We start from the raw sequence: 20,412 nt of genomic DNA on the forward strand, positions 1-20,412 counted from the left end.
GGGCCGTACCGCGTTACCGCTTGCGCGACAGGGTCAGGCCGTCCGAGATGGCGAGCAGCACCGACTCCATGCGGTCGTCGGCCAGTACGTGGTCGTTAAACGCGCGGATGGCCGCGGCCGCGCCGGTCGCGGCCTCGTCGAGCACCCGCCCGTGGAAGAGGGTGTTGTCGCTGACGATCAGGCCGCCCGGCCGCATGCGCGGGACGAGCTCCTCCCAGTAGGCGATCTGGTTCTCCTTGTCGGCGTCGATGTAGGCCATGTCGATGTGCGGCTCCCCCGGCATGGCGCGCAGCGTCTCCAGGGCCGGGGCGATCCGCAGGTCGATGCGGTCGGCGACGCCCGCCTCCTCCCACGCCTGCCGGCCGTACTCGGTCCACTCCTCGGAGATGTCGCAGGCGATCAGGGCGCCGTCCGCGGGCAGCGCCTGCGCCATGGACAGGGTGGAGAAACCGGTGAAGGTGCCGATCTCCACGATGCGGCGGGCCCCCGTGAGCCGGACCAGGAAGGCCAGCAGCGGCCCTTGCTCCTGCGCCGACTGCATCCCCGCCACGTCGGGGAACTTCTCGTACGTCGTCGTCACGAGCCCGTGCTGGACCGCGTCCAGTGGGGGGTTGTGGTCGAGCACGTACTGGTAGAGCTCGTCGGTGATCTTGGTGCTGTTGCCCTTGGTCATGCGCCCAGTGTGCCGAGTTCCCCTACCGCTCGCCGGAACGCGCGCACGATCTCCTCGCCCGCCAGGACCCCGGCCTGCGCGAGGGCCGTGACCGACCCGGCGGTCCAGCCCGCTTCCGCGAGTTCGCCGTGGCCCGGTCGCCATCCCCGGTCCGCCGCGAGCAGCAGGTCGGCGTCCAGCAGCGAGTCCCCGGCGGCCAGGGCGGTGCCGGCCCCGCTGCGGCGGGCCACTTCCCGCATCGCGGCGCTCTTGGTGAGCGGCCGCGGGACGGCGTAGATCTTGCGGCCCTGGAGGGACACCGTCCAGCCGCGCGGCTCCGCCCAGGACACCAGTGCCTTCAGCCACTCGTCGGGGACCAGCGCGCGCTCCACGACCAGGTACGCGAACAGGTCCTCCGCCACCCGCGCCTTGCGCAGCCACGCGGGGTCCGCCGTCGCGAGCAGGTGCTCGTTCACCTCGCCGAGCGGCGCGCACTCCTCGGCCAGCCGCGCCGCGACCTGCCGCCGCCAGTCCCGGTCCGGTACGCCGTCGACGAGCAGTTGCCCGCCGTTGGCGCAGATCGCGTACTTCGCCGGCCGGCCGGGGAAGCGGATGCGCTGGTACTGCTTGCGCGTCCGGGTGGTCGTGGGGACCCATACGACGCCCGGGTCCGCGGACAGCTCCGCCAGCAGGCCCGCCGCGGTCTCGGTCATGTACGACAGCGGCTTGCTCTCGTGGACCTCCACGCACAGCAGCCTCGGCGCCTCCTGGTCGGGCATGGTCAGGCCCAGGGCGGCCGAGGAGTAGATGAGCGTGCGGTCGAGGTCACTGGCTACGAGGACGGTCACTTGGAGGCCACGGCCTTTCCGTCGGCGCCGGTGGCGCCGCGCGTGAAGCGGGGGTGGATGAGTCCGACGCAGGTGTAGGGAAGCCCGTCGACCTCTTCGACCGGCACTCCCCGCTGGCGCGCGAGGAGGCGTACGTGGTCCAGGTCCGTACCGGCGCCGCGCTGGGCGAGGATCTTCCAGGGCACGCGGCGCAGCAGTACGCGCGTCGTCTCGCCGACACCGGGCTTGACCAGGTTCACGTCGTGGATGCCGTACTCCACGCTGATCCGTTCGACGGCCGCCCAGCCTTCCCAGGTGGGTGCCCGGTCGGCCGCCAACAGTTCCTTGACGTCGGCGTCGACGGCCTCGGCCACTTCCTCGAAGCGGGCGGCGACCGCGTCGACGAACGCGACGGACACGTCGGCGCCGGCGAGTTCGCGGTAGAACTTCGCGCCGTGGAAGTCGGCGGGCCCGACCAGGTCGGACCTGAGCACCGTACGCGAGACGAGCCCCGAGACGGTGGAGTTGAGGCAGGCGGACGGGATCAGGAAGTCCTCGCGGGTGCCGTACGTGGACACGCACGAGCCGGGGTCGGCGAGGACGACGATCTCCGGGTCGAAGCCGTCGAACTCCGCGAGGGCGTCCCGCAGCTCCCGGGTGATGGCCCCCTTGCCCGTCCAGCCGTCCACGAAGACGACATCGGCGGGGTCGTGGTGGGCGGCCAGCCAGCGCAGCGCGTTGGCGTCGATGCCGCGCCCGCGCACGATGGAGACGGCGTAGTGGGGCAGGTCCAGGCCGTGCCGGGCCTGCGCCCAGCGCCGCATCAGCACGCCGACGGGGGTGCCGGCGCGGGCGAGGGAGACGAGCACGGGGGACGGGGACCGTTCGGCGAGCACCGTCTCGGTTACGGTGCCCACGGCGCGGGCTATTCGGGCGGCGGAGGCGTTCAGCGCGCTCTCGTAGAGCCGCTGGTAGTCGGGGGACGGCTGGTACTCCACGGGCAGCGACTCGGCGTAGTGCGCGCCGCCGGCCTGGATGGCCTCCTCCCGCTCCTCGGTCGGGGCCTCCAGCTCCACGTCCGAGAGGTCCTGGAGCAGCCAACCGACGTCCTCGGGCGCGTAGGAGGAGAAGGCGGGCCCGCGCAGGGGCTCGGTCATGATCGGCTCCTGCCGGTCGGAAGACGCTGAACGCTCGGCGGCCGCGGGCCGCTGTGCGACGGACGGCACGGCCGCCGCCCCCGGCGCGGGCGACGGTACGTACGACGGCACCACCACCAGCAGCACCTGCCCCGTGTGCGGGGCGAGTCGGGCGAGGAGCCCGTCGGGGGCGTGCAGCGCGTCGGTGTCGCCGTGTGAGTCGACCACGGCGACGACGGCGTCGAAGCCGGCGCCCGCCAGGTTGTACGCGTACCGCTGCCCCGGCCCGTCGGCGGGCTCGTCGTGCGCCGGGAAGGTCAGCCGGGTCCGGATGGCGTAGCCGGGGTCGTCCACGGCGAGGACCGGCGAGCGGGTGGTGGTGGAGAAGCGGATCTCGCGTCCCGCGGGCACCCCGGACTCCTCCAAGGCCCGCGCGAGCCGCAGTGGCGCGTACATCAGCTCCTCGTTGCCCAGGATCAGGACCCGCCGGGGTCCGGTCCCCAGCTCGGCGTCGATCCGGGCGGCCAGCGCGGGCAGCGCGGTCTCCAGGCGGGCCCGGTGCGCGGCGGTGAAGCCGTGCCGGCCCCCGTCGGGCAGCCCGGCGGGCCACCCCAGTGCGACGCGCCGGACGGGGGCGGCCGGGCGGTGGTCGGCGGCAGAAGTGTCGGCCGGGGCGTCCTGGGACTCGTGGGTCTCGTACTCCTCGACCAGCGCCCGGCCCCTGGCCAGGACGTCGTCGGGGAGGGTGACCGTGCCGCGGGCGAGGGCGACGAGGTCGATGCGGGCGCCGAGCCCGGCGGCGAAGGTGTCGAGGCGTGCGCGGTCGGCCGGGGAGCGCATGTCCACGAGCGCGACCACGACGTAGCGCCGGCGCGGGTGGCGGGCGTGCAGGTCGCGGATGGTGTTGAGGACGGTGTTGCCGGTGGAGAACTCGTCGTCGACGAGCACCAGCGGTCCGCTGCCGGTCAGCAGCTTCGGGTCCTCGGGGAGCAGCAGGTGCGAGGTGGCGTGCGAGTGGGCTTCCTCGAAGCCGCCGGCAGGCTCGACGCCGGGTACGGGACGGCGGGTGGAGTGCAGGTAGGGGGCGACTCGGAGGCCGTCGGCGACGCTGTGGCCGAGGCCCGTGGCGGTTTCCGCGTATCCGAGGACGACCGCGTCGGCGGCTTCCTCGCCCAGCAGGTCCCGGACGCGTTCGCCAAGCCCGTACCCGGCGGCGTGGACGGCCGCCGGGGACTGCGGGACGTGCTTGCCGAGGACGTGGGAGACCAGCAGATGGGCGCGCTTGGGGTTGCGCCGGAGGGCGAGCCCGAGGAGTTCGCGCAACGGCGGCTGCCCGGTCTCGGCTTGCCCTGTCTCCGCGCCACCCGGTTCCAGGCGTACGCCCAGCCGGTCCGCGACCCAGGTTCCCGACCACACCTCTTCGATCGTCTTCCCCTTCTCGATGGCGGGCTCCGAAGGCTCCGGATACCCAGTGTGCGACGACCGGCTCATACCTGGAGCCCGGCCGTGAGCAGGTCGACGAAGCCGACCTCCTCCCTCGCCACACCGAAGACCTCGGCGCGCAGCATGGTCCGCTCGGCCCAGGCCCGGTGGGGCTTCACCTCGTTCATCTTGTTCGTGTAGGCGGAGCGCATGACGCCGCCGCCGCCGCGCTCGGAGCGCAGGATGTCCTGGGCGTCGCTGAACTCCTCGTGGGAGACCACGGACAGCGCGTGGACGGGTGTGACGTGGGCGGGGTGGATGCAGGTCTTGCCGAGCAGTCCGTTGGCCCGGTCGAGTTCGATCTCGCGCAGCAGTCCGTCGAGGTCGTGCTCGATGAGGGCGGTGCGCAGTTCCTCGACGCCTTCCGCGAGGAAGGGGCTGCGGCGCAGTTGCGGCTTGAAGAGGCGCTGCTGGCTGCGGAAGTACTCCCAGACGGGGCCGGTGACGGTGAAGCCCGTGCCGTCGGCGCGGCTGAGGACGTTCACGACGTCGGCGATGACGCCCGCGACGATCTTGACGTCGTAGGCGGTCATGTCGGGGGTGCGGCGCAGTCCGTATACGGAACAGAAGTCGGTCACGCCGAGGCGCAGGGCGAGGACGCGTTCGCGGTAGCGGTTCACGGTCCGGGAGATCCCGGCGAGGGCCTCGACCCGGGTTTCGAGGTGGAGCAGGTCGGGAGTCTCCAGGACGGGCATGGCGTACAGGGGGGCGGCGCCGCTCTCCCGCTCCGCTTGCGCCACGGCGTCGAGGAACGCGGTTCCGCGACTCTCCGTGAACTTCGGTAGTACGAATCCGGCCAGGTGTCGCGCGGAGCCGCCGAGGCGGCGCACGAGGTCGGGTACCTGCTCGGGAGTCCGTACGCGGATGAAGAGGAGCGGGGGTTCCGCGGCGGTCTCGTCGAGTGCGGCGAACTGGCGGATCAGGTTGGCCTCGCCGGCCGTCACCTCGCCGTCGCTGATGGAATCCTCCAGGCAGAGGACCATGGAGACGACTCCGCGGGCCGCCTGCTTGCGGATGTCGTCGGCGAGGCGGGGGCGGATCGCGGGGCTGTAGAGGGTGGCGCCGAGTCCGGCGGCGAGCGTACGGGCGGGGGAGGCGGCGGTGAACTCGGCCGGCTCCTGGTGGAAGAGGTCCTTGCGGACGCTGGGCGATATGTGCCCGAAGTGACGCATGTGCTTCCCCCGTACTGCCTCGGCGGCCCAACTGGCGTGGCCGGTAATAGTACGTACGAATGAGAGTCAAGAGTTCCGCGAGCACATGAAGTTCAGGTAACCCTCTTGCACCATGCCCAGGTCTCGGGTTCGGTACAAGTGGCTACGGGCCGGCGTCTACGGGGGGCCGCATTGTCCAGGTCATGGCCGGGAGGGCAGGATGACCGGCATGACGCACGCGATGCAGAAGGGCTCGAACATCCCGGTGGCCGCCGTGGCGGTCCGGGCGGTGCTGCGCTGGACCACCGGACCCGAGGTGCCCGACGTGGACGCGTCCGCGCTCCTGGTGGGGGCGGACGGGCGCGTGCGCTCCGATGAGGACTTCGTGTTCTACAACCAGCCCCGGCACCCCTCGGGGGCCGTGTGGCGCCTGGGCAAGAAACAGATCGGGGACGCGATCACCGATGCCGTCCAGGCGGACCTGCGCGCGGTGCCCGCCGTGGTGGACCGCGTCCTGGTGGTGGCCTCCGCCGAGGACGTCCCGTTCGAGCGGGTCCGTGACCTGCGCATCCTCCTGTATGACGCCACGCCCACCGGCGGCTCCGAGCCGCTGGCGTACTTCGACGTGCACCCGGAGACCGGCGCCGAGACCGCGCTGATCTGTGGCGAGCTCTACCGTCGGGGCGAGGGGTGGAAGTTCCGCGCCTTGGGCGAGGGCTACTCGGACGGCCTCGTGGGCCTCGCGACCGACCACGGCATCTCGGTCGACGAGAACGCCCCCGACCAGGCGGCGACCCCCGCTCCCGGACCGACCGACGAGCAGACGGCCGCGATGATGCCGCCGACCCCTCCCGTGTCCCCGGTGAACCCGGTGCCCGCGCCCCCGACGCAGGCCCCGCCGGCCGTCGAACCGGCCTACGGCTATCCCCAGCCGGTGTCCCCGGTTCCGGGCCCGGGCGGCGACTCCGCCTTCCGGCTGCCGGCGCAGGGCCCCCAGTTCATCCGCCGCTGACACCGGAACCCGCCCGGGGGGCCGGTCAGGCTTTGGTGCTCTTGTAGCCCCGCCCCCACTGGAGCCCCCACCCGTACAGCCGGTCGAGCTCGGCCTGGAACCCGTAGACGAACTTCACCTCACGGCGCACGGTCAGCTCGCCCTTGACGGTCTCCAGCGAGACGACGGCGCAGGACCGGGCCTGCGGGTGGCGCTCTTCCAACTGGATCTCGATGCGCGGCCCCGTGCTGGGGTACAAGGTGACCAGGGCGTGCGTACGGTCGAAGGCGGGCGTCTGGTCGTAGATGTAGACGAAGACCAGCAGCCGCTTGATCTCGTCGGCGTGGTCGAGGTTGACGAAGATCGTCTCACCCGAGGGGGCGCCGAACCGGTCGTCGCCGCTGAGCTTCACGTACGGCGGGTTGTTGATGTCGCCGTGCAGGTTGCCCAGGGGTTGGACGACGCCGCGGGTGCCGTCGGTCAGCTCGTACAGGCAGCCGATGTCGAGGTCGACGTTGACCATGCCCTGGGTGTGCGCCTGCACCATGTCGGGCTTGAAGAGCTTGAACGGATGCCGCAGCAGCCGGCCGCTCTGACCCGAGCGGCCACCGATGTCGGAGCTGCGCATCCGCCAGGACAGGTTGACCCGCAGGTTCCCGTGGACCGCCCCCTGTTTGGTGAGTGACACCGTCGGATGCCGCCGGGTCAGCTCGATCGCGTTGGACGAGGCGCTGCCCGAGTCGAAACGCATGGCGCGGGCGCCCCTGATGCCGTCGAAGAAGCCACTGCCGAAGACGCTGTCGAAGAGACCCATTTCCCCTACCCCCCTGAAACCCCACACACGTACGGAAGCGGGGCGGCCCTGGGGTTCCCCTGGGCCGCCCCGCACATGGAGCGTTCCGCATTACCGCCGGGCTCATGCCTCGACGGGGACCCCTTCCACTTCCGCCAGGCGCTTGTTGCGGCGCACGGAGGACCAGAAGGACCAGGCGATCAGCACGACCCCGACGAGGCCGGTGATGACCTCGTTGATCTCGTACTGGATGGTGACGAGCAGGATCACGGCGAGCGCGCCGATGGCGTAGTGCGCGCCGTGCTCCAGGTACACGTAGTCGTCGAGGGTGCCCTGACGGACCAGGTAGACCGTCAGCGACCGGACGTACATGGCACCGATGCCGAGGCCGAGGGCCATGAGCACGATGTCGTTGGTGATGGCGAAGGCGCCGATGACCCCGTCGAAGGAGAACGAGGCGTCCAGGACTTCGAGGTAGAGGAACATGAAGAACGCGGCTTTGCCGGCCATGACGACGGCGGAGACGGGATTCCCGCTCCGCTTCGCCTCTTCCTCGGCCTCGCGCTCGGCCTCTTCGTCCTCTTCGAGCTTGTTCTCGAAGTAGCCGGAGAGACCGCCGACGATCATGTAGGTGATCAGACCGGCGATCCCGGCCACCAGGACCGTCTGTGCCTTGTCGACGTGGGCGCCGCCGTGCTGGTGGGCCTGGGTCGCGAAGGTGGCCGAGGTGATGACCAGGGCGATCAGCGCGATGCACGCCGACAGCATGTCGATCTTCCCCAGCTTGGCCAGGGGACGCTCCAGCCAGGCGAGCCACTTGATGTCCCGGTCCTCGAAGACGAAGTCCAGGAAGATCATCAGCAGGAACATGCCGCCGAAGGCCGCGATCGCCGGGTGGGCGTCCGTGACCAACTGCTGATAACGGTCCTTGTCGGTCAATGCCAGATTGACGGCTTCGATCGGGCCCATGGACGCGGTGATCGCGACGATGACGACGGGGAACACCAGTCGCATGCCGAAGACCGCGATCAGAACGCCGACCGTGAGGAAGATCTTCTGCCAGAAGGCATTCATCTTCTTCAGGATTCCGGCGTTGACCACCGCGTTGTCGAAGGACAGCGAGATTTCGAGGATCGACAGGATCGCCACGATCCCCAAAGCGGTCCACCCCCCGTAGAACACCGCTGCGGCCAGACCGAGCGCAGTGACTGCGAACGACCAGCCGAAGGTTTTGAGAACCACTGGCACCCCATCGTCTTGTACGGCTTTACGAAACGTTGACCCCGAAGTCTAGAGCGATGCCCCGCAGCCCCGACGCGTACCCCTGCCCCACCGCCCTGAACTTCCATTCGCCCCCGTACCGGTAGACCTCGCCGAAGATCATCGCGGTTTCACTGGAGGCGTCCTCGGTGAGGTCGTAGCGCGCGAGTTCCTGGCCGTCGGCCTGGTTCACGACACGGATGAACGCGTTGCTGACCTGGCCGAAGCTTTGCCGGCGGGCCTCCGCCTCGTGGATCGAGACGGGAAAGACGATCTTGTCGACCTCCACCGGCACCTTGGTCAGGTCGATGATGATCGACTCGTCGTCGCCCTCACCCTCGCCGGTGAGGTTGTCCCCCGTGTGTTCGACGGAGCCCTCGGGGCTCTTCAGGTTGTTGTAGAAGACGAAGTACGAATCGCCGAGCACCCGGCCGTCGCGGCACAGCAGCGCGCTGGCGTCGAGGTCGAAGTCGGCACCCGTGGTCGAGCGCGCGTCCCATCCGAGACCGACCAGGACCCGGGTGAGGTTCGGTGCGGCCTTGGACAGGGAGACGTTGCCCCCCTTGGCGAGTGTGACGCCCATGTTGTGGTCCTCCCCGGACGACGTGGTGATGGTGGTGCTGGTGCTGCGGTGGTACCCGTGCTCCGGGTGCCGGTGCCTCGGTGGGGCGGGTACGGCCGGCTGAACCGGGGATTCCGGTGGGGCCGGTAAAGCCGGTCCGGCGCCGTACACACAGTGCACGGCGCCGGACAGGAAGCGGCTGTGGGTCACAGCCGGCTGGCTGGGGCCAGGACTCAGACGTTGACGCCGAAGTCCTGGGCGATGCCGCGCAGGCCCGAGGCGTACCCCTGGCCGATCGCGCGGAACTTCCACTCCGCGCCGTTGCGGTACAGCTCGCCGAAGACCATGGCGGTCTCGGTCGAGGCGTCCTCGGAGAGGTCATAGCGGGCGAGCTCGCTGTTGTCGGCCTGGTTCACGACGCGGATGTAGGCGTTGCGCACCTGGCCGAAGCTCTGCTGGCGGGTCTCGGCCTCGTAGATCGACACCGGGAAGACGATCTTGTGCACATCGGCCGGGACGCCGGACAGGTTGACCTTGATGGCCTCGTCGTCGCCCTCGCCCTCACCGGTGGTGTTGTCACCGGTGTGCTCGACCGAGCCGTCCGGGCTCTTCAGGTTGTTGAAGAAGACGAAGTTCGAGTCGTTGGCGACCTTGCCCTGGTCGTTGGTCAGGATCGCGCTGGCGTCGAGGTCGAAGTCGACACCGGTGGTGGTGCGAGCGTCCCAGCCCAGACCGACGATGACCGCCGTCAGGTTAGGCGCGGCCTTGGTCAGCGAGACGTTGCCGCCCTTGCTGAGGCTGACTCCCACGGGTCCTCCATTGGGTTTCGATGTGGGGCTGCGCCCCTTCGTGCGGTTGCTGTCCGATCAACGTCTCGATCCTAGTGACGGGTTCCCGCCCGGCACCGAATTTCCCGCGGATCGGGCGGCGTGCGCGTCAGAGGCTGTCGAGGGCCTTGATGTACTCGTTCAGGTCACGCGCGTCGGGCAGCCCGTTGACGACGGTCCAGCGCACGACGCCGTCCTTGTCGATGATGAAGGTGCCGCGGACGGCGCAGCCCTTGTCCTCGTCGAAGACCCCGTAGGCGCGGGAGGTCTCGCCGTGCGGCCAGAAGTCGGAGAGCAGCGGGTAGTCCAGGTCCTCCTGCTCGCCGAAGACGCGCAGGGTCGGCACCGAGTCGTTGGAGACGGCGAGGAGCTGGACCTCGTCGTTCTGGAAGCGGGGCAGCTGGTCGCGCAGCTCGCACAGCTCGCCGGTGCAGACGCCGGTGAAGGCGAAGGGGTAGAAGAGCAGCACGACGGCCTTCTCCCCCCGGAAGTCGGACAGCCGCACGGTGGCGCCGTGGTTGTCCTTGAGCTCGAAGTCCGGGGCCTTGCTGCCGACCTCGATCGCCATCTCTCGCAATCCCTTCGTTCCCGCATTCCTGCGGTGGGCTGTTCGGGTGTGGCCAGCCTATGGGGTATCGGCTCCGGGAGGGGAACGCGGGAGGGGAACGCGCGTACGCCGCCGGAAAGCGCACACCCCGCCGACCGGGGTGATTCCGGTCGGCGGGGTGTGTCCAGCTCGGCTGCGGGCGCGGCTCAGCGCTTGGTCTTGCTGGGGGCAGTCTTGGGCGTCACCAGCTTGGTGGAGGTCCACTCCTTGCCGACGGGCCCGCCCTTGGCGAGCGAGAGGCCGGCCGTCTCGGCGGCCTCGCTGATGTCGCTGGCCTCGACGTAGCCGTCACGGCCCGTCTTGGGGGTCAGCAGCAGGATCAGTGCGCCGTCCTCGACCAGCTCGGTCGCATCGACCAGGGCGTCCGTCAGATCGCCGTCCTCGTCGCGGAACCACAACAGCACCGCGTCGGCGACGTCGTCGTAGTCCTCGTCGGCGAGCTCGCTGACGAGCTTCTCGACGGCGTCACGGAATTCCTGATCGACGTCGTCGTCGTAGCCGATCTCCTGGACCACCTGTTCGGACTGGAAACCCAGCCGGGCGGCCAGGCTCTCCGCGTGGTCCGCGGTCGCGCTCACGGGGTGCCTCCTGCTCATGTTCGGTGAATGTCTTTCGGCGGCGCGCGTACGCGCAGCATTGGGCGTAGTCCACACGGGCGCGGCGGATCGCGCAAGTACCCGGCCGCCGAGACCGTCGAAACGGTGACGATTGCGGCCGTCTCGCCGCAACTTTGAGCCTGCCCGTACGGGCCTGTGGTGATTCATCCCACACCATTCCGCCTCATTCGGCATCGGTCGGGACTTCCCACCTGTTTGAGGGACGAACGGTTTTGCGAAGGGGTTGATCGTCCGGGGCGTAGGGTGGCGTTCCGGCCGGACCCGCTCTGCCGAGCCTTGCGCCCGCTCCACCGACGTTGCCCGGACCTTCCAGGGGTTACCCAGTGGTAGAGGTGAAGATTCGGGCCGAGCGTAAGACCATGGGAGGCGGCGACCCAAGGCACGACTCCCCCGACAGCGAAGGAACAGCGTGGCTTCCGCATCCGATCGCAATCCGATCATTATTGGCGGCCTGCCGAGCCAGGTCCCGGACTTCGATCCGGAAGAGACGCGGGAGTGGCTCGACTCCCTGGACGCGGCCGTCGACGAGCGCGGCCGTGAGCGCGCCCGTTACCTCATGCTGCGACTGATCGAGCGGGCCCGCGAGAAGCGCGTGGCCGTGCCCGAGATGCGCAGCACGGACTACGTCAACACGATCGCGACCAAGGACGAGCCCTTCTTCCCCGGCAACGAGGAGATCGAGCGCAAGGTCCTGAACGCGACCCGGTGGAACGCGGCCGTCATGGTCTCGCGCGCGCAGCGCCCGGGGATCGGCGTCGGCGGTCACATCGCGACCTTCGCCTCCTCCGCCTCCCTCTACGACGTGGGCTTCAACCACTTCTTCCGGGGCAAGGACGAGGGCGACGGCGGCGACCAGATCTTCTTCCAGGGCCACGCCTCGCCCGGCATCTACGCCCGCGCCTACCTCCTGGACCGGCTCTCCGAGCAGCAGCTCGACGCGTTCCGGCAGGAGAAGTCGAAGGCGCCGTACGGCCTGTCCAGCTACCCACACCCCCGATTGATGCCCGACTTCTGGGAGTTCCCGACCGTCTCGATGGGCCTCGGCCCGCTCGGTGCGATCTACCAGGCGCGGATGAACCGGTACATGGAGGCGCGCGGGATCGCGGACACCTCCAAGTCCCACGTTTGGGCGTACCTCGGTGACGGCGAGATGGACGAGCCGGAGTCGCTGGGCCAGTTGTCCATCGCGGCGCGCGAGGGTCTGGACAACCTGACGTTCGTCGTCAACTGCAACCTCCAGCGCCTCGACGGCCCGGTCCGCGGCAACGGAAAGATCATCCAGGAGCTGGAGTCGATCTTCCGGGGCGCCGGCTGGAACGTCATCAAGCTGATCTGGGACCGCTCCTGGGACCCGCTGCTGGCCCAGGACCGCGACGGCACCCTGGTCAACAAGATGAACTCCACCCCCGACGGTCAGTTCCAGACGTACGCCACCGAGTCCGGCGCGTACATCCGCGAGCACTTCTTCGGCGGTGACCAGCGACTGCGCGCGATGGTCGAGAACATGACCGACCAGCAGATCCAGCACCTCGGGCGCGGCGGCCACGACCACAAGAAGGTCTACGCGGCCTACGCTGCGGCCAAGTCCCACAAGGGCCAGCCGACGGTGATCCTGGCCCAGACGGTCAAGGGCTGGACGCTGGGCCCGAACTTCGAGGGCCGCAACGCGACGCACCAGATGAAGAAGCTGACGGTCGACGACCTCAAGCGCTTCCGCGACCGCCTGCACATCCCGATCACGGACGCGCAGTTGGAGAGCGGCGCCCCGCCGTACTACCACCCGGGCCGCAACTCCCCCGAGATCCAGTACATGCACGACCAGCGCAACGCCCACGGCGGTTACGTGCCGACCCGGGTGGTGCGCGCCAAGCCGCTCGCGCTGCCCGACGACTCGGCGTACGCGGCGGCCAAGAAGGGCTCGGGCCACCAGTCGATCGCGACGACGATGGCGTTCGTGCGCATCCTGAAGGACCTGATGCGGGACAAGGAGATCGGCAAGCGGTTCGTGCTGATCGCGCCCGACGAGTACCGCACCTTCGGTATGGACGCCTTCTTCCCGAGCGCCAAGATCTACAACCCGCTGGGGCAGCAGTACGAGGCGGTCGACCGTGAGCTGCTGCTCGCGTACAAGGAGTCGCCGACCGGCCAGATGCTGCACGACGGCATCTCCGAGGCGGGCTGCACGGCCTCGCTGATCGCGGCGGGTTCGGCGTACGCGACGCACGGCGAGCCGCTGATCCCGGTCTACGTCTTCTACTCGATGTTCGGTTTCCAGCGCACCGGTGACCAGTTCTGGCAGATGGCCGACCAACTGGCGCGCGGTTTCGTCCTCGGCGCGACGGCCGGACGGACCACCCTCACGGGTGAGGGCCTCCAGCACGCCGATGGTCACTCCCAGCTGCTGGCATCGACCAACCCGGGCTGTGTGGCGTACGACCCGGCGTACGGGTACGAGATCGCGCACATCGTCAAGGACGGCCTGCGGCGCATGTACGGCCCCGAGGCGGAGGACGTCTTCTACTACCTGACCGTCTACAACGAGCCGATCCAGCACCCGGCGGAGCCGGCCGACGTCGACGTCGACGGCATCCTCAAGGGCATCCACCGCGTGTCGGCGGGCACCGAGGGCGGCGTCGGGGCGCAGATCATGGCCTCGGGCGTGGCCGTGCCGTGGGCGCTGGAGGCGCAGCGGCTGCTGGCCGCGGAGTGGAACGTGAAGGCGGACGTCTGGTCGGCGACCTCCTGGAACGAGCTGCGCCGCGAGGCCGTGGAGGTGGAGGAGCACAACCTGCTCCACCCGGAGGAGGAGCAGCGCGTCCCGTACGTGACGCGGAAGCTGTCGGGCTCCGAGGGGCCGTTCGTGGCGGTCTCGGACTGGATGCGGTCGGTGCCGGACCAGATCTCGCGCTGGGTCCCCGGCCCGTACACCTCGCTCGGCGCCGACGGGTTCGGCTTCGCGGACACCCGTGGCGCGGCCCGCCGGTTCTTCCACATCGACGCGCAGTCGGTGGTGCTGGCCGTGCTGACCGAGCTGGCCAAGGCGGGTCGGATCGACCGCTCGGTGCTGAAGCAGGCGATCGACCGGTACCAGCTGCTGGACGTCACGGCGGCCGAACCGGGCGCGGCGGGCGGCGACGCGTAGCCGTCACTCTTCCGAGGGGGCGTTGGGACAGTTGTCCCAGCGCCCCTTACCCGTTCTTTACCATGCCGGCATGAAGGAACCCTCCCGCCAGGCCCGGTGGGAGCGGCGGAGCCAGACCCCGCTGCTCGTGCTCGCCGTGGCGTTCGCCGTCGCGTACGCGGTGCCGATCGTGGCGCCGGACGCGAGTCCCGCGGTGCACCGGGCGTGCACGCACGCCGAGTGGGTGGTGTGGGCCGCGTTCGCCGCCGACTACCTGGTCCGGCTGACCCTCTCGCCGTCGCGCAAGGCGTTCGTCCGGGGTCACTGGTTGGACCTGGCGGCGGTGCTGGTGCCGATGATCCAGCCGCTGAGGCTGCTCCGGCTGGTGTCGACACTGTTGCTGGTGGGCCGGCGGGCCCGGATGGCGCCGCAGATCCGGCTGACGACGTACGTGGCGGGCGCGGTGGTGGGGCTGCTGATGTTCGGTTCGCTGGCGGTGCTCAGCGTGGAGCGGGACGCGCCCGGCGGGAACATCAAGAGCCTCGGGGACGCCCTGTGGTGGTCGGTGACCACCATGACGACGGTCGGGTACGGGGACCACTCCCCCACCACCGGGCTGGGACGGCTGCTGGCGGTCGGGCTGATGCTGTCGGGGATCGCGCTGCTGGGTGTGGTCACCGCCAACATCGCCGCCTGGTTCATCTCCCGGTTCGAGCGCGACGACCAGGTGGAGCGGGCCCAGACCGCCGCGATCGCCGAACTCGCGCGGGAGGTACGGGCACTGCGCGCCGAGGTCGCCCGGCTGGGCGGCGCGGCGCAACCGGAGCCGGGGCCGGAGCCGGGGCCGGGTGGCGCCCCGGCGCGGGAGGACCGCGCCGGGGCAACGGACGGGGCGGCGGACGGGGCGGCGGACGGGGCGGTCGACGAGACACCCGTCGAGCCGGCGGACGACCACCCCGTGCCGGCGGCGTCCGTCAGCGCTCCCACACCTTGAACGCGCGGACCTGGTACGGCGACTGCGGCAGCCAGACGCCGTCGCCCGGGTAGGTCTGGAACTCGCCCGTCTCCTGGCATTCCGCCGACTGGTACGTGGTCACCGGGCGGCCGGTCCGGTTGGTGAGGGCCTGGGCGCTGGTCCCGGCGGGCAGGGCGGTGCAGCTGTTGATGTCGAGGGTGCTGAGTTCGTAGGTGTGCCGGGTGCCCTTGAAGTCCGGCTTCGCCCACAGGCAGAGCTGCCCGGTGGCACAGGCGCCGAGCGTCGGCGGCCCGGCTGCGTGGGCGGGGCCCGCGGAGCCGGGGATGAGGGCGGCCGCGGCCAGGGCGACGGCGGCGAGGAAGGTGCTGGGGCGCGCGGGGAAGGTGCCGGGGCGCGCGGGGAAACTCGTACGCATGACGGGTCAACTCCTGGTGGACGGCGGGCCCCGGACCGTTTCCGGAGGCTCCGACGACCCCACGCTGACCTGCGGCGACGCGGCTGCGGAAGGGGCTGCGGCCGGGTCCACCCTGATAGGCGACAGCCCCGCCGGAACCGTCCGGCGGGGCCGGCGTACGCACGGGGTTGACGCCCGCGGAGCCCGCACGGCGGGCGGCCGGCGGGCGGGCGGCAGGCTCAGACGTGGGCCGTGCCGGCTCCCGCGGCGGCGTTCTCGCCGCGCTTGGTGAAGCCGGCCACGACCGCGGCGAGCACCGCGACCACGCCCGCGACGGTGAAGGCGGTGCTCATGCCCAAGACGAACGTGTCGTGCGCGACCGTGGTGATCGCCTGCTTGACCTGGTCCGGGACGCCCGGCGGGACGGGCGCGATGCCGACCTGCACTCCCTTCTCGGCGAGGTCGAGCTGCTCGGGACCGAGCGGCGGCAACCCTGCGGCCCGCCAGTTGTCCCCGAACGAGTCACGGACGGTGCCCGCCATGACGGCGCCGAGGACGGCGGTGCCCAGGCTGCCGCCGACCTGCATGGCGGCCTGCTGGAGGCCACCGGCCACCCCGGACAGCTCCAGCGGGGCGTTGCCGACGATGACCTCGGTGGCGCCGACCATGACGGGCGCGAGGCCGAGGCCGAGGAGGGCGAACCAGAGCGACATGACGAGGGTGCCGGTGCCCGGCGTCAGTCGGGCCATCCCGAAGCAGGCCACCGCGGTGGCGACCATGCCGGCGACGAGCGGCACCCGCGGTCCGATCTTGGTGATCGCGGCGCCCGCCAGGGGCGATCCGATGATCATCATGCCGGTGAGCGGCAGCAGGTGCAGGCCGCTGTCGACGGGCCTCATTCCGTGGACGTTCTGGAGGTAGAAGGTCACGAAGAACAGGCCGCCCATGAACGCGAAGGCCATCAACACCATCAGGACGGTGCCCGCGGACAGTGGCAGCGAACGGAACATCCCGAGCGGGATGAGCGGTTCGGCGACCCGGCTCTCCCAGAGGGTGAAGAGCCCGAAGCAGACGACCGAGGCGCCGAGGAAGACCAGGGTCTTGGTGTCGCCCCAACCCCACTCGGCGGCCTTGATCAGGGCCCAGATCAGGGAGAACATCGCGCCCGACAGCAGCAGGACGCCCAGCAGGTCGAAGGAGCGCGGGGCGTTCTCGGCACGGTGGTCGAGCAGGATGAACAGGCCGAAGCCGAGAGCGACGACGCCGACCGGCACGTTGATGAAGAAGACGGACTGCCAGCTGACGTGCTCGACGAGCAGGCCGCCGACGATGGGCCCGGCGGCGGTCGAGGCGCCGATGACCATGCCCCAGATGCCGATGGCCATGTTCAGCTTCTCGGCGGGGAAGGTGGCGCGCAGCAGGCCGAGCGCGGCGGGCATCAGCAACGCGCCGAAGAGGCCCTGGGCCACGCGGGCGCCGATGACGAGTTCGACACCGCTGGACAGGCCGATGACGGCCGAGGAGAGCGCGAAGCCGGCGATGCCGATGAGGAACGTCTGCCGGTGGCCGAAGCGGTCGCCGAGCTTGCCGGCGGTGATGAGGGAGACGGCCAGGGCCAGCAGATAGCCGTTGGTGATCCACTGCACCTCGGCGAGGGTGGCGCCGAGGTCCTTCTGGATGGCGGGGTTGGCGACCGCGACGATCGTGCCGTCCAGCGTCACCATCATGACGCCGATCGCGACGGCGAAGAGGGTGAGCCACGGATGGCCGCGCAGTCCTGAACCCGACGGCGCCGGGCCGGACTTCTCCAGGTTCACCCGGCCGTTGGCGGTGATCTGACTAGTCATGCGAACAGGCTAGTGACAGCGACTGACACTTCACAGACGGCTTAACAGGACAGTCGCTGTCAGGTGGGTCACAGGTAACCTGACCGCTCACTCAGCGTCAGAACGGGCCGACGGCACAGGCCGTCGGCCCGCGCGTCGCCCCGGGCATCGGATCGGGCCGACGGCAGCACACCGGAAGGGGACCCCGCGGTGACGACCGAGCACCGGCCCGCGCCGGCAGTCCCGACGGCCGGCCTGCGGGAACGCAAGAAGCGGCGCACCAGGGACGCGCTGTTGCGCGCGGCCCTCCTCCTGTTCCTCTCCCAGGGTTACGACAAGACCACGGTCGACGAGATCACCGACGTCGTGCAGGTCTCCCAGCGCACCTTCTTCCGCTACTTCGCCAACAAGGAAGAGGTCGCCTTCGCCGTCCAGGACCTGGTCGAATCGCACTTCGTGGCGGCCCTGCGGGCCCGGCCGGCCACCGAGGGCCCGCTGACGGCCATGCGGAACGCGGTGCTCGTCGCCTGGGACACCGTCGACGAGGCGATCTCCGACGTGGTGCCCGTCGACCTCTACATGCGCGGCTACCAGCTCATCGAGTCGACCCCGGCGCTGCTCGCCGTGCACCTGCGGCGCTCGACCGAGCTGGAGGAGCGCATCGCCCGGCTCGTCGCCGACCGCGAGGGCCTGGACGTGGACGCGGACCCGCGGCCGCGGGTGGCGGTGGCCGCCTTCTCCGGCGTCATGCGGGTCACGGGGCGGCTGTGGGGGCAGGGGCAGGACACCAGCGTGGCGGCGATCCGGCGGATGACCGAGGCGTACCTCGACCAGATCGGCCCGGCGCTGGCCGCGGACTGGCGCTGAGCGACGACCCCCGCCTCCGGGCGCCGGGTGGCCATAGCCGTAGCCGTAGCCGTAGGTACGGCGGTAGCGGACCGTGACCGCGCGACCGACTGTGACACGGTCGGCGGTGAGACCCGTCACCCGGAGTGCCAGGTACTCCGGGGGTCTCCTAGGCTGGTTGCAGTGAAACTGCCCGGCTCCGTCCACCACACCGCCGGCGCCACAGCGCCCCCCGCCGCAATGCGCACCCTGCTCGCGCTCGCGGTCGTCCTCGTCATGCTGGTGATCACCGGCTGGACCTCGGTGCACCGGCCCGAGGCGGGCATCTCCCCCCGGGCCGCCGCCCTCTCCGCCTGGTCCCTGGCCCGGATCGACGGGCGGGTCCTGCCCTCCGCCGACGCCCCCGCCGCCGCGGTCTCGCGCTTCTTCGCCGGGCTCGACGGAGGCCAGCGGGCCCGGCTCGCGGACGGCTACCCGCTCGTCGTCGGAAACCTCGACGGGGTGCCCGCCGCCACCCGTTACCGAGCCAACCTGCACTCCCTGGAACAGGCCCGCCGGGTGGAGGAGGCCCGCAGCCGGGACGTGGCGCTGACCCCGGCCGACCGCGCCACCGCGCTCCGGCGCGCCCATCGCCTGGAATCGCTCGCCGACCCGGCGCGGCAGATCCTCCTCTTCGATCCCACCGGCGACGGACTCGTCGCGGAGGTCTTCGGCGACCTGGACCAGGCCCGCCGGGTGTCGGTGATCGTGCCCGGCGTCGACACCGACCTGCTCACCTTCGAGCGGACGCAGCGCCGCCTGACCGCGCCGTCGGGCATGGCGCGCTCCCTGTACGAGGCCGAACGCGCGAGCGCGCCGGACAGCAGGACCGCGGTCATCGCCTGGGCCGGGTACACCGCGCCCACCGGGGTCGGCATGGACGCCGCCACCGGAAAGCTGGCGGTGGAGGGTTCCGTACGGCTGCGGGCGCTGGCCGCCGCGCTGCCCGGGCGGTCCAGCGTGGCCCTGATCTGCCACAGCTACGGGTCGGTGGTGTGCGGGGTCGCCGCGCACGTGCTGCCGTCGCGGGTGACCGACGTGGTGGTGGCCGGCAGCCCCGGGATGCGCGTGTCCAACGCCGCCGAGCTGCACACGGCGGCCCGGGTGTGGGCGATGCGGGACTCCGGGGACTGGATCGCCGACGTTCCGCACCTGGAACTGGGCGGCCTCGGGCACGGGGCGGACCCGGTGTCGCCGGACTTCGGCGCACGGCTGCTGTCCTCGGCGGGCGCCCGCAGCCACACCGGCTATTTCGAGCCAGGGACCGCCTCGCTGGACAACTTCGCGAAGATCGGAACCGGCGCGTTCGGTTCCGTTGTGTGCGTGACCGGGGACGACACGTGCCGACTGGGAGTTTCCGGGGGCTGACGGGCCCGCGGGCCCCGCAGAACCGTCTCTGCGGTGAGGGGGACGAGCGGGGGCACGTCCCTTTACCATGAGCCGCATGGGGGACGTACTGGCCGGAAACCATGCTGTCTGGGAGTTCGACTCCGACTCGGTGACCATCCGTTTCGCGCGGGGGCTGCGGACGCCGCGACTCTGGCACTCCCTTCGGGAGCGCCGGATCCCGCTGAAGGCACTGTCGGAGATGAGTCTGACGGGGGGCAAACGGGACACGGTGGTGCTGCGTGCCGTGCCGCGGCCCGGGGCCGACCCGCTGATGGAGGCCGCCGCCGGCCAGCTCAAGGAGAGCTTTGACCCGTACCGGCTGGTGCTGCCCGGCGAGTCGGCCCCGAAGGCCGCGGCGCTGGCGGACGACGTACGCGATCGGCTCGGACCCGCGACGGCGGCGGAGCGCTTCCTGGTCGCCGTCCCCGAGGCGGGCGCGCCCCTCAAGGCGTACGACGCGCGGGTCGGGTTCGACGGGACGGCCGTCACCTTCCACTGGTCGCGCACCGGGGCCAGCAGCACGAAGTGGAAGGCGGGCGACCAGCGGTATCCGCTGGGGGATGTGACGGGGGTGGTGTGGCGCTCCCCCGAAGGGCCGGAGGGCCACCTGCGGCTGCTGTTGCGGGACGCCGCGACGGGTGAGGTCCGGCCGGACCACGACCTGGCGGCGGCCGTGTTCGGGGTGGGGTACGGAGCGGTACACGAGTCGCTGCCGTTCGCGGCGGCCGTGCTGGCGGCGGTGCGGGGGCGGCGGATGCCGGTGACGGCCGCCGGGCCGAGGGCCTCCGGCGGAGACCGGCTCCATCACCTGGGCGAGCTGCACAGCGCGGGGCTGCTCACGGACGCGGAGTATTCGGCGCTGCGGGACCGGCTGGCGTAGCCGTCGCCGTACGCCGTCGGGGTCGGACGGGCTGCG

18 protein-coding genes are annotated in these 20,412 nt (G+C 70.9%); 6 read left to right on the top strand and 12 right to left on the bottom strand.

The window, feature by feature from the left end:
* Positions 1 to 13 precede the first annotated feature (13 nt).
* Genes ABZ934_RS09370 through ABZ934_RS09385 form a run of 4 tightly spaced genes read right to left on the bottom strand, consistent with a single transcriptional unit; the run spans position 14 to position 5,269 of the window.
* On the bottom strand, positions 14 to 673 hold the full coding sequence (locus ABZ934_RS09370; protein ID WP_361310612.1) for an O-methyltransferase: 660 nt from the start codon (positions 671 to 673) through the stop codon (positions 14 to 16).
* A complete protein-coding gene (locus ABZ934_RS09375; RefSeq protein WP_361310615.1) occupies positions 670 to 1,500 on the bottom strand; it encodes an HAD family hydrolase in 831 nt (276 codons plus the stop codon). Before ABZ934_RS09375 ends, ABZ934_RS09370 begins: the two co-directional genes overlap by 4 nt.
* Positions 1,497 to 4,106, bottom strand: a complete 2,610-nt coding sequence (locus tag ABZ934_RS09380) for a phosphoribosyltransferase (RefSeq protein ID WP_361310618.1) — start codon at positions 4,104 to 4,106, stop codon at positions 1,497 to 1,499. Before ABZ934_RS09380 ends, ABZ934_RS09375 begins: the two co-directional genes overlap by 4 nt.
* Positions 4,103 to 5,269, bottom strand: a complete 1,167-nt coding sequence (locus ABZ934_RS09385; protein ID WP_361310620.1) for an HpcH/HpaI aldolase/citrate lyase family protein — start codon at positions 5,267 to 5,269, stop codon at positions 4,103 to 4,105. Before ABZ934_RS09385 ends, ABZ934_RS09380 begins: the two co-directional genes overlap by 4 nt.
* A gap of 208 nt (positions 5,270 to 5,477) precedes the next feature.
* On the opposite strand from ABZ934_RS09385, the gene ABZ934_RS09390 reads away from it, so the two are divergent.
* Positions 5,478 to 6,260 carry a TerD family protein gene (locus ABZ934_RS09390; RefSeq protein WP_361311347.1) on the top strand — a complete coding sequence of 261 codons (783 nt, stop codon included), beginning with the start codon at positions 5,478 to 5,480 and terminating at the stop codon, positions 6,258 to 6,260.
* Between the two features lie 25 nt (positions 6,261 to 6,285).
* Here ABZ934_RS09390 and ABZ934_RS09395 read toward each other — a convergent pair whose 3' ends face one another.
* From ABZ934_RS09395 to ABZ934_RS09420, 6 genes are all read right to left on the bottom strand, one after another.
* Complete coding sequence (locus ABZ934_RS09395; RefSeq protein ID WP_361310623.1) at positions 6,286 to 7,053, bottom strand: Tellurium resistance; 768 nt, start codon at positions 7,051 to 7,053, stop codon at positions 6,286 to 6,288.
* Between the two features lie 102 nt (positions 7,054 to 7,155).
* A complete protein-coding gene (locus ABZ934_RS09400; protein WP_361310625.1) occupies positions 7,156 to 8,274 on the bottom strand; it encodes a DUF475 domain-containing protein in 1,119 nt (372 codons plus the stop codon).
* 25 nt (positions 8,275 to 8,299) lie between these two features.
* Positions 8,300 to 8,875: a TerD family protein gene (locus ABZ934_RS09405; protein ID WP_136214178.1), complete on the bottom strand. Its 576-nt coding sequence runs from the start codon at positions 8,873 to 8,875 to the stop codon at positions 8,300 to 8,302.
* A 212-nt stretch (positions 8,876 to 9,087) separates the two neighbouring features.
* The gene (locus ABZ934_RS09410) at positions 9,088 to 9,663 is read right to left on the bottom strand and encodes a TerD family protein (RefSeq protein ID WP_136214179.1); all 576 of its coding nucleotides are present in this window, start codon (positions 9,661 to 9,663) and stop codon (positions 9,088 to 9,090) included.
* 127 nt (positions 9,664 to 9,790) lie between these two features.
* Entirely contained in the window at positions 9,791 to 10,249 is a 459-nt protein-coding gene (locus tag ABZ934_RS09415; protein WP_361310628.1) for a peroxiredoxin, read from the bottom strand.
* A 185-nt stretch (positions 10,250 to 10,434) separates the two neighbouring features.
* Positions 10,435 to 10,866 carry a DUF3052 domain-containing protein gene (locus ABZ934_RS09420; protein ID WP_361310631.1) on the bottom strand — a complete coding sequence of 144 codons (432 nt, stop codon included), beginning with the start codon at positions 10,864 to 10,866 and terminating at the stop codon, positions 10,435 to 10,437.
* A gap of 448 nt (positions 10,867 to 11,314) precedes the next feature.
* Between ABZ934_RS09420 and aceE the strand changes: the two genes are divergently transcribed.
* Together aceE and ABZ934_RS09430 are read left to right on the top strand one after the other, a co-directional pair.
* Positions 11,315 to 14,047, top strand: coding sequence for a pyruvate dehydrogenase (acetyl-transferring), homodimeric type (gene aceE / locus ABZ934_RS09425; protein ID WP_361310633.1), 2,733 nt, complete (start codon positions 11,315 to 11,317; stop codon positions 14,045 to 14,047).
* A gap of 70 nt (positions 14,048 to 14,117) precedes the next feature.
* Positions 14,118 to 15,020, top strand: coding sequence for a potassium channel family protein (locus tag ABZ934_RS09430; RefSeq protein ID WP_361310636.1), 903 nt, complete (start codon positions 14,118 to 14,120; stop codon positions 15,018 to 15,020).
* Here ABZ934_RS09430 and ABZ934_RS09435 read toward each other — a convergent pair.
* Both ABZ934_RS09435 and ABZ934_RS09440 read right to left on the bottom strand, forming a co-directional pair.
* Complete coding sequence (locus ABZ934_RS09435) at positions 15,001 to 15,417, bottom strand: peptidase inhibitor family I36 protein (protein WP_361310639.1); 417 nt, start codon at positions 15,415 to 15,417, stop codon at positions 15,001 to 15,003. The genes ABZ934_RS09430 and ABZ934_RS09435 overlap by 20 nt on opposite strands.
* A gap of 218 nt (positions 15,418 to 15,635) precedes the next feature.
* Entirely contained in the window at positions 15,636 to 17,243 is a 1,608-nt protein-coding gene (locus tag ABZ934_RS09440) for an MFS transporter (RefSeq protein ID WP_361310642.1), read from the bottom strand.
* Between the two features lie 189 nt (positions 17,244 to 17,432).
* Here ABZ934_RS09440 and ABZ934_RS09445 point away from each other — a divergent pair, with 189 nt between their 5' ends.
* The 3 genes from ABZ934_RS09445 (at position 17,433) to ABZ934_RS09455 (ending at position 20,376) form a co-directional block, all read left to right on the top strand.
* Positions 17,433 to 18,089 carry a TetR family transcriptional regulator gene (locus tag ABZ934_RS09445; RefSeq protein WP_361310645.1) on the top strand — a complete coding sequence of 219 codons (657 nt, stop codon included), beginning with the start codon at positions 17,433 to 17,435 and terminating at the stop codon, positions 18,087 to 18,089.
* Positions 18,090 to 18,308: 219 nt separating this feature from the next.
* Positions 18,309 to 19,475 carry an alpha/beta hydrolase gene (locus tag ABZ934_RS09450; protein ID WP_361311349.1) on the top strand — a complete coding sequence of 389 codons (1,167 nt, stop codon included), beginning with the start codon at positions 18,309 to 18,311 and terminating at the stop codon, positions 19,473 to 19,475.
* Positions 19,476 to 19,551: 76 nt separating this feature from the next.
* Positions 19,552 to 20,376, top strand: coding sequence for a DUF4429 domain-containing protein (locus ABZ934_RS09455; protein WP_361310648.1), 825 nt, complete (start codon positions 19,552 to 19,554; stop codon positions 20,374 to 20,376).
* The last annotated feature ends 36 nt before the right edge of the window (positions 20,377 to 20,412 follow it).

The organism is Streptomyces sp. NPDC046557 (assembly GCF_040645975.1).
Classification (GTDB): Bacteria; Actinomycetota; Actinomycetes; order Streptomycetales; family Streptomycetaceae; genus Streptomyces.

Bases quoted from the DNA above. Each gene is read 5' to 3' on its own strand.
- ABZ934_RS09390 (WP_361311347.1), top strand. From the start codon at position 5,478: ATGACGCACGCGATGCAGAAGGGCTCGAACATCCCGGTGGCCGCCGTG.
- ABZ934_RS09415 (WP_361310628.1), bottom strand. From the start codon at position 10,249: ATGGCGATCGAGGTCGGCAGCAAGGCCCCGGACTTCGAGCTCAAGGAC.
- ABZ934_RS09385 (WP_361310620.1), bottom strand. From the start codon at position 5,269: ATGCGTCACTTCGGGCACATATCGCCCAGCGTCCGCAAGGACCTCTTC.
- ABZ934_RS09435 (WP_361310639.1), bottom strand. From the start codon at position 15,417: ATGCGTACGAGTTTCCCCGCGCGCCCCGGCACCTTCCCCGCGCGCCCC.
- ABZ934_RS09440 (WP_361310642.1), bottom strand. From the start codon at position 17,243: ATGACTAGTCAGATCACCGCCAACGGCCGGGTGAACCTGGAGAAGTCC.
- ABZ934_RS09405 (WP_136214178.1), bottom strand. From the start codon at position 8,875: ATGGGCGTCACACTCGCCAAGGGGGGCAACGTCTCCCTGTCCAAGGCC.
- ABZ934_RS09450 (WP_361311349.1), top strand. From the start codon at position 18,309: ATGCGCACCCTGCTCGCGCTCGCGGTCGTCCTCGTCATGCTGGTGATC.
- ABZ934_RS09395 (WP_361310623.1), bottom strand. From the start codon at position 7,053: ATGGGTCTCTTCGACAGCGTCTTCGGCAGTGGCTTCTTCGACGGCATC.
- ABZ934_RS09370 (WP_361310612.1), bottom strand. From the start codon at position 673: ATGACCAAGGGCAACAGCACCAAGATCACCGACGAGCTCTACCAGTAC.
- ABZ934_RS09380 (WP_361310618.1), bottom strand. From the start codon at position 4,106: ATGAGCCGGTCGTCGCACACTGGGTATCCGGAGCCTTCGGAGCCCGCC.
- ABZ934_RS09455 (WP_361310648.1), top strand. From the start codon at position 19,552: ATGGGGGACGTACTGGCCGGAAACCATGCTGTCTGGGAGTTCGACTCC.
- ABZ934_RS09430 (WP_361310636.1), top strand. From the start codon at position 14,118: ATGAAGGAACCCTCCCGCCAGGCCCGGTGGGAGCGGCGGAGCCAGACC.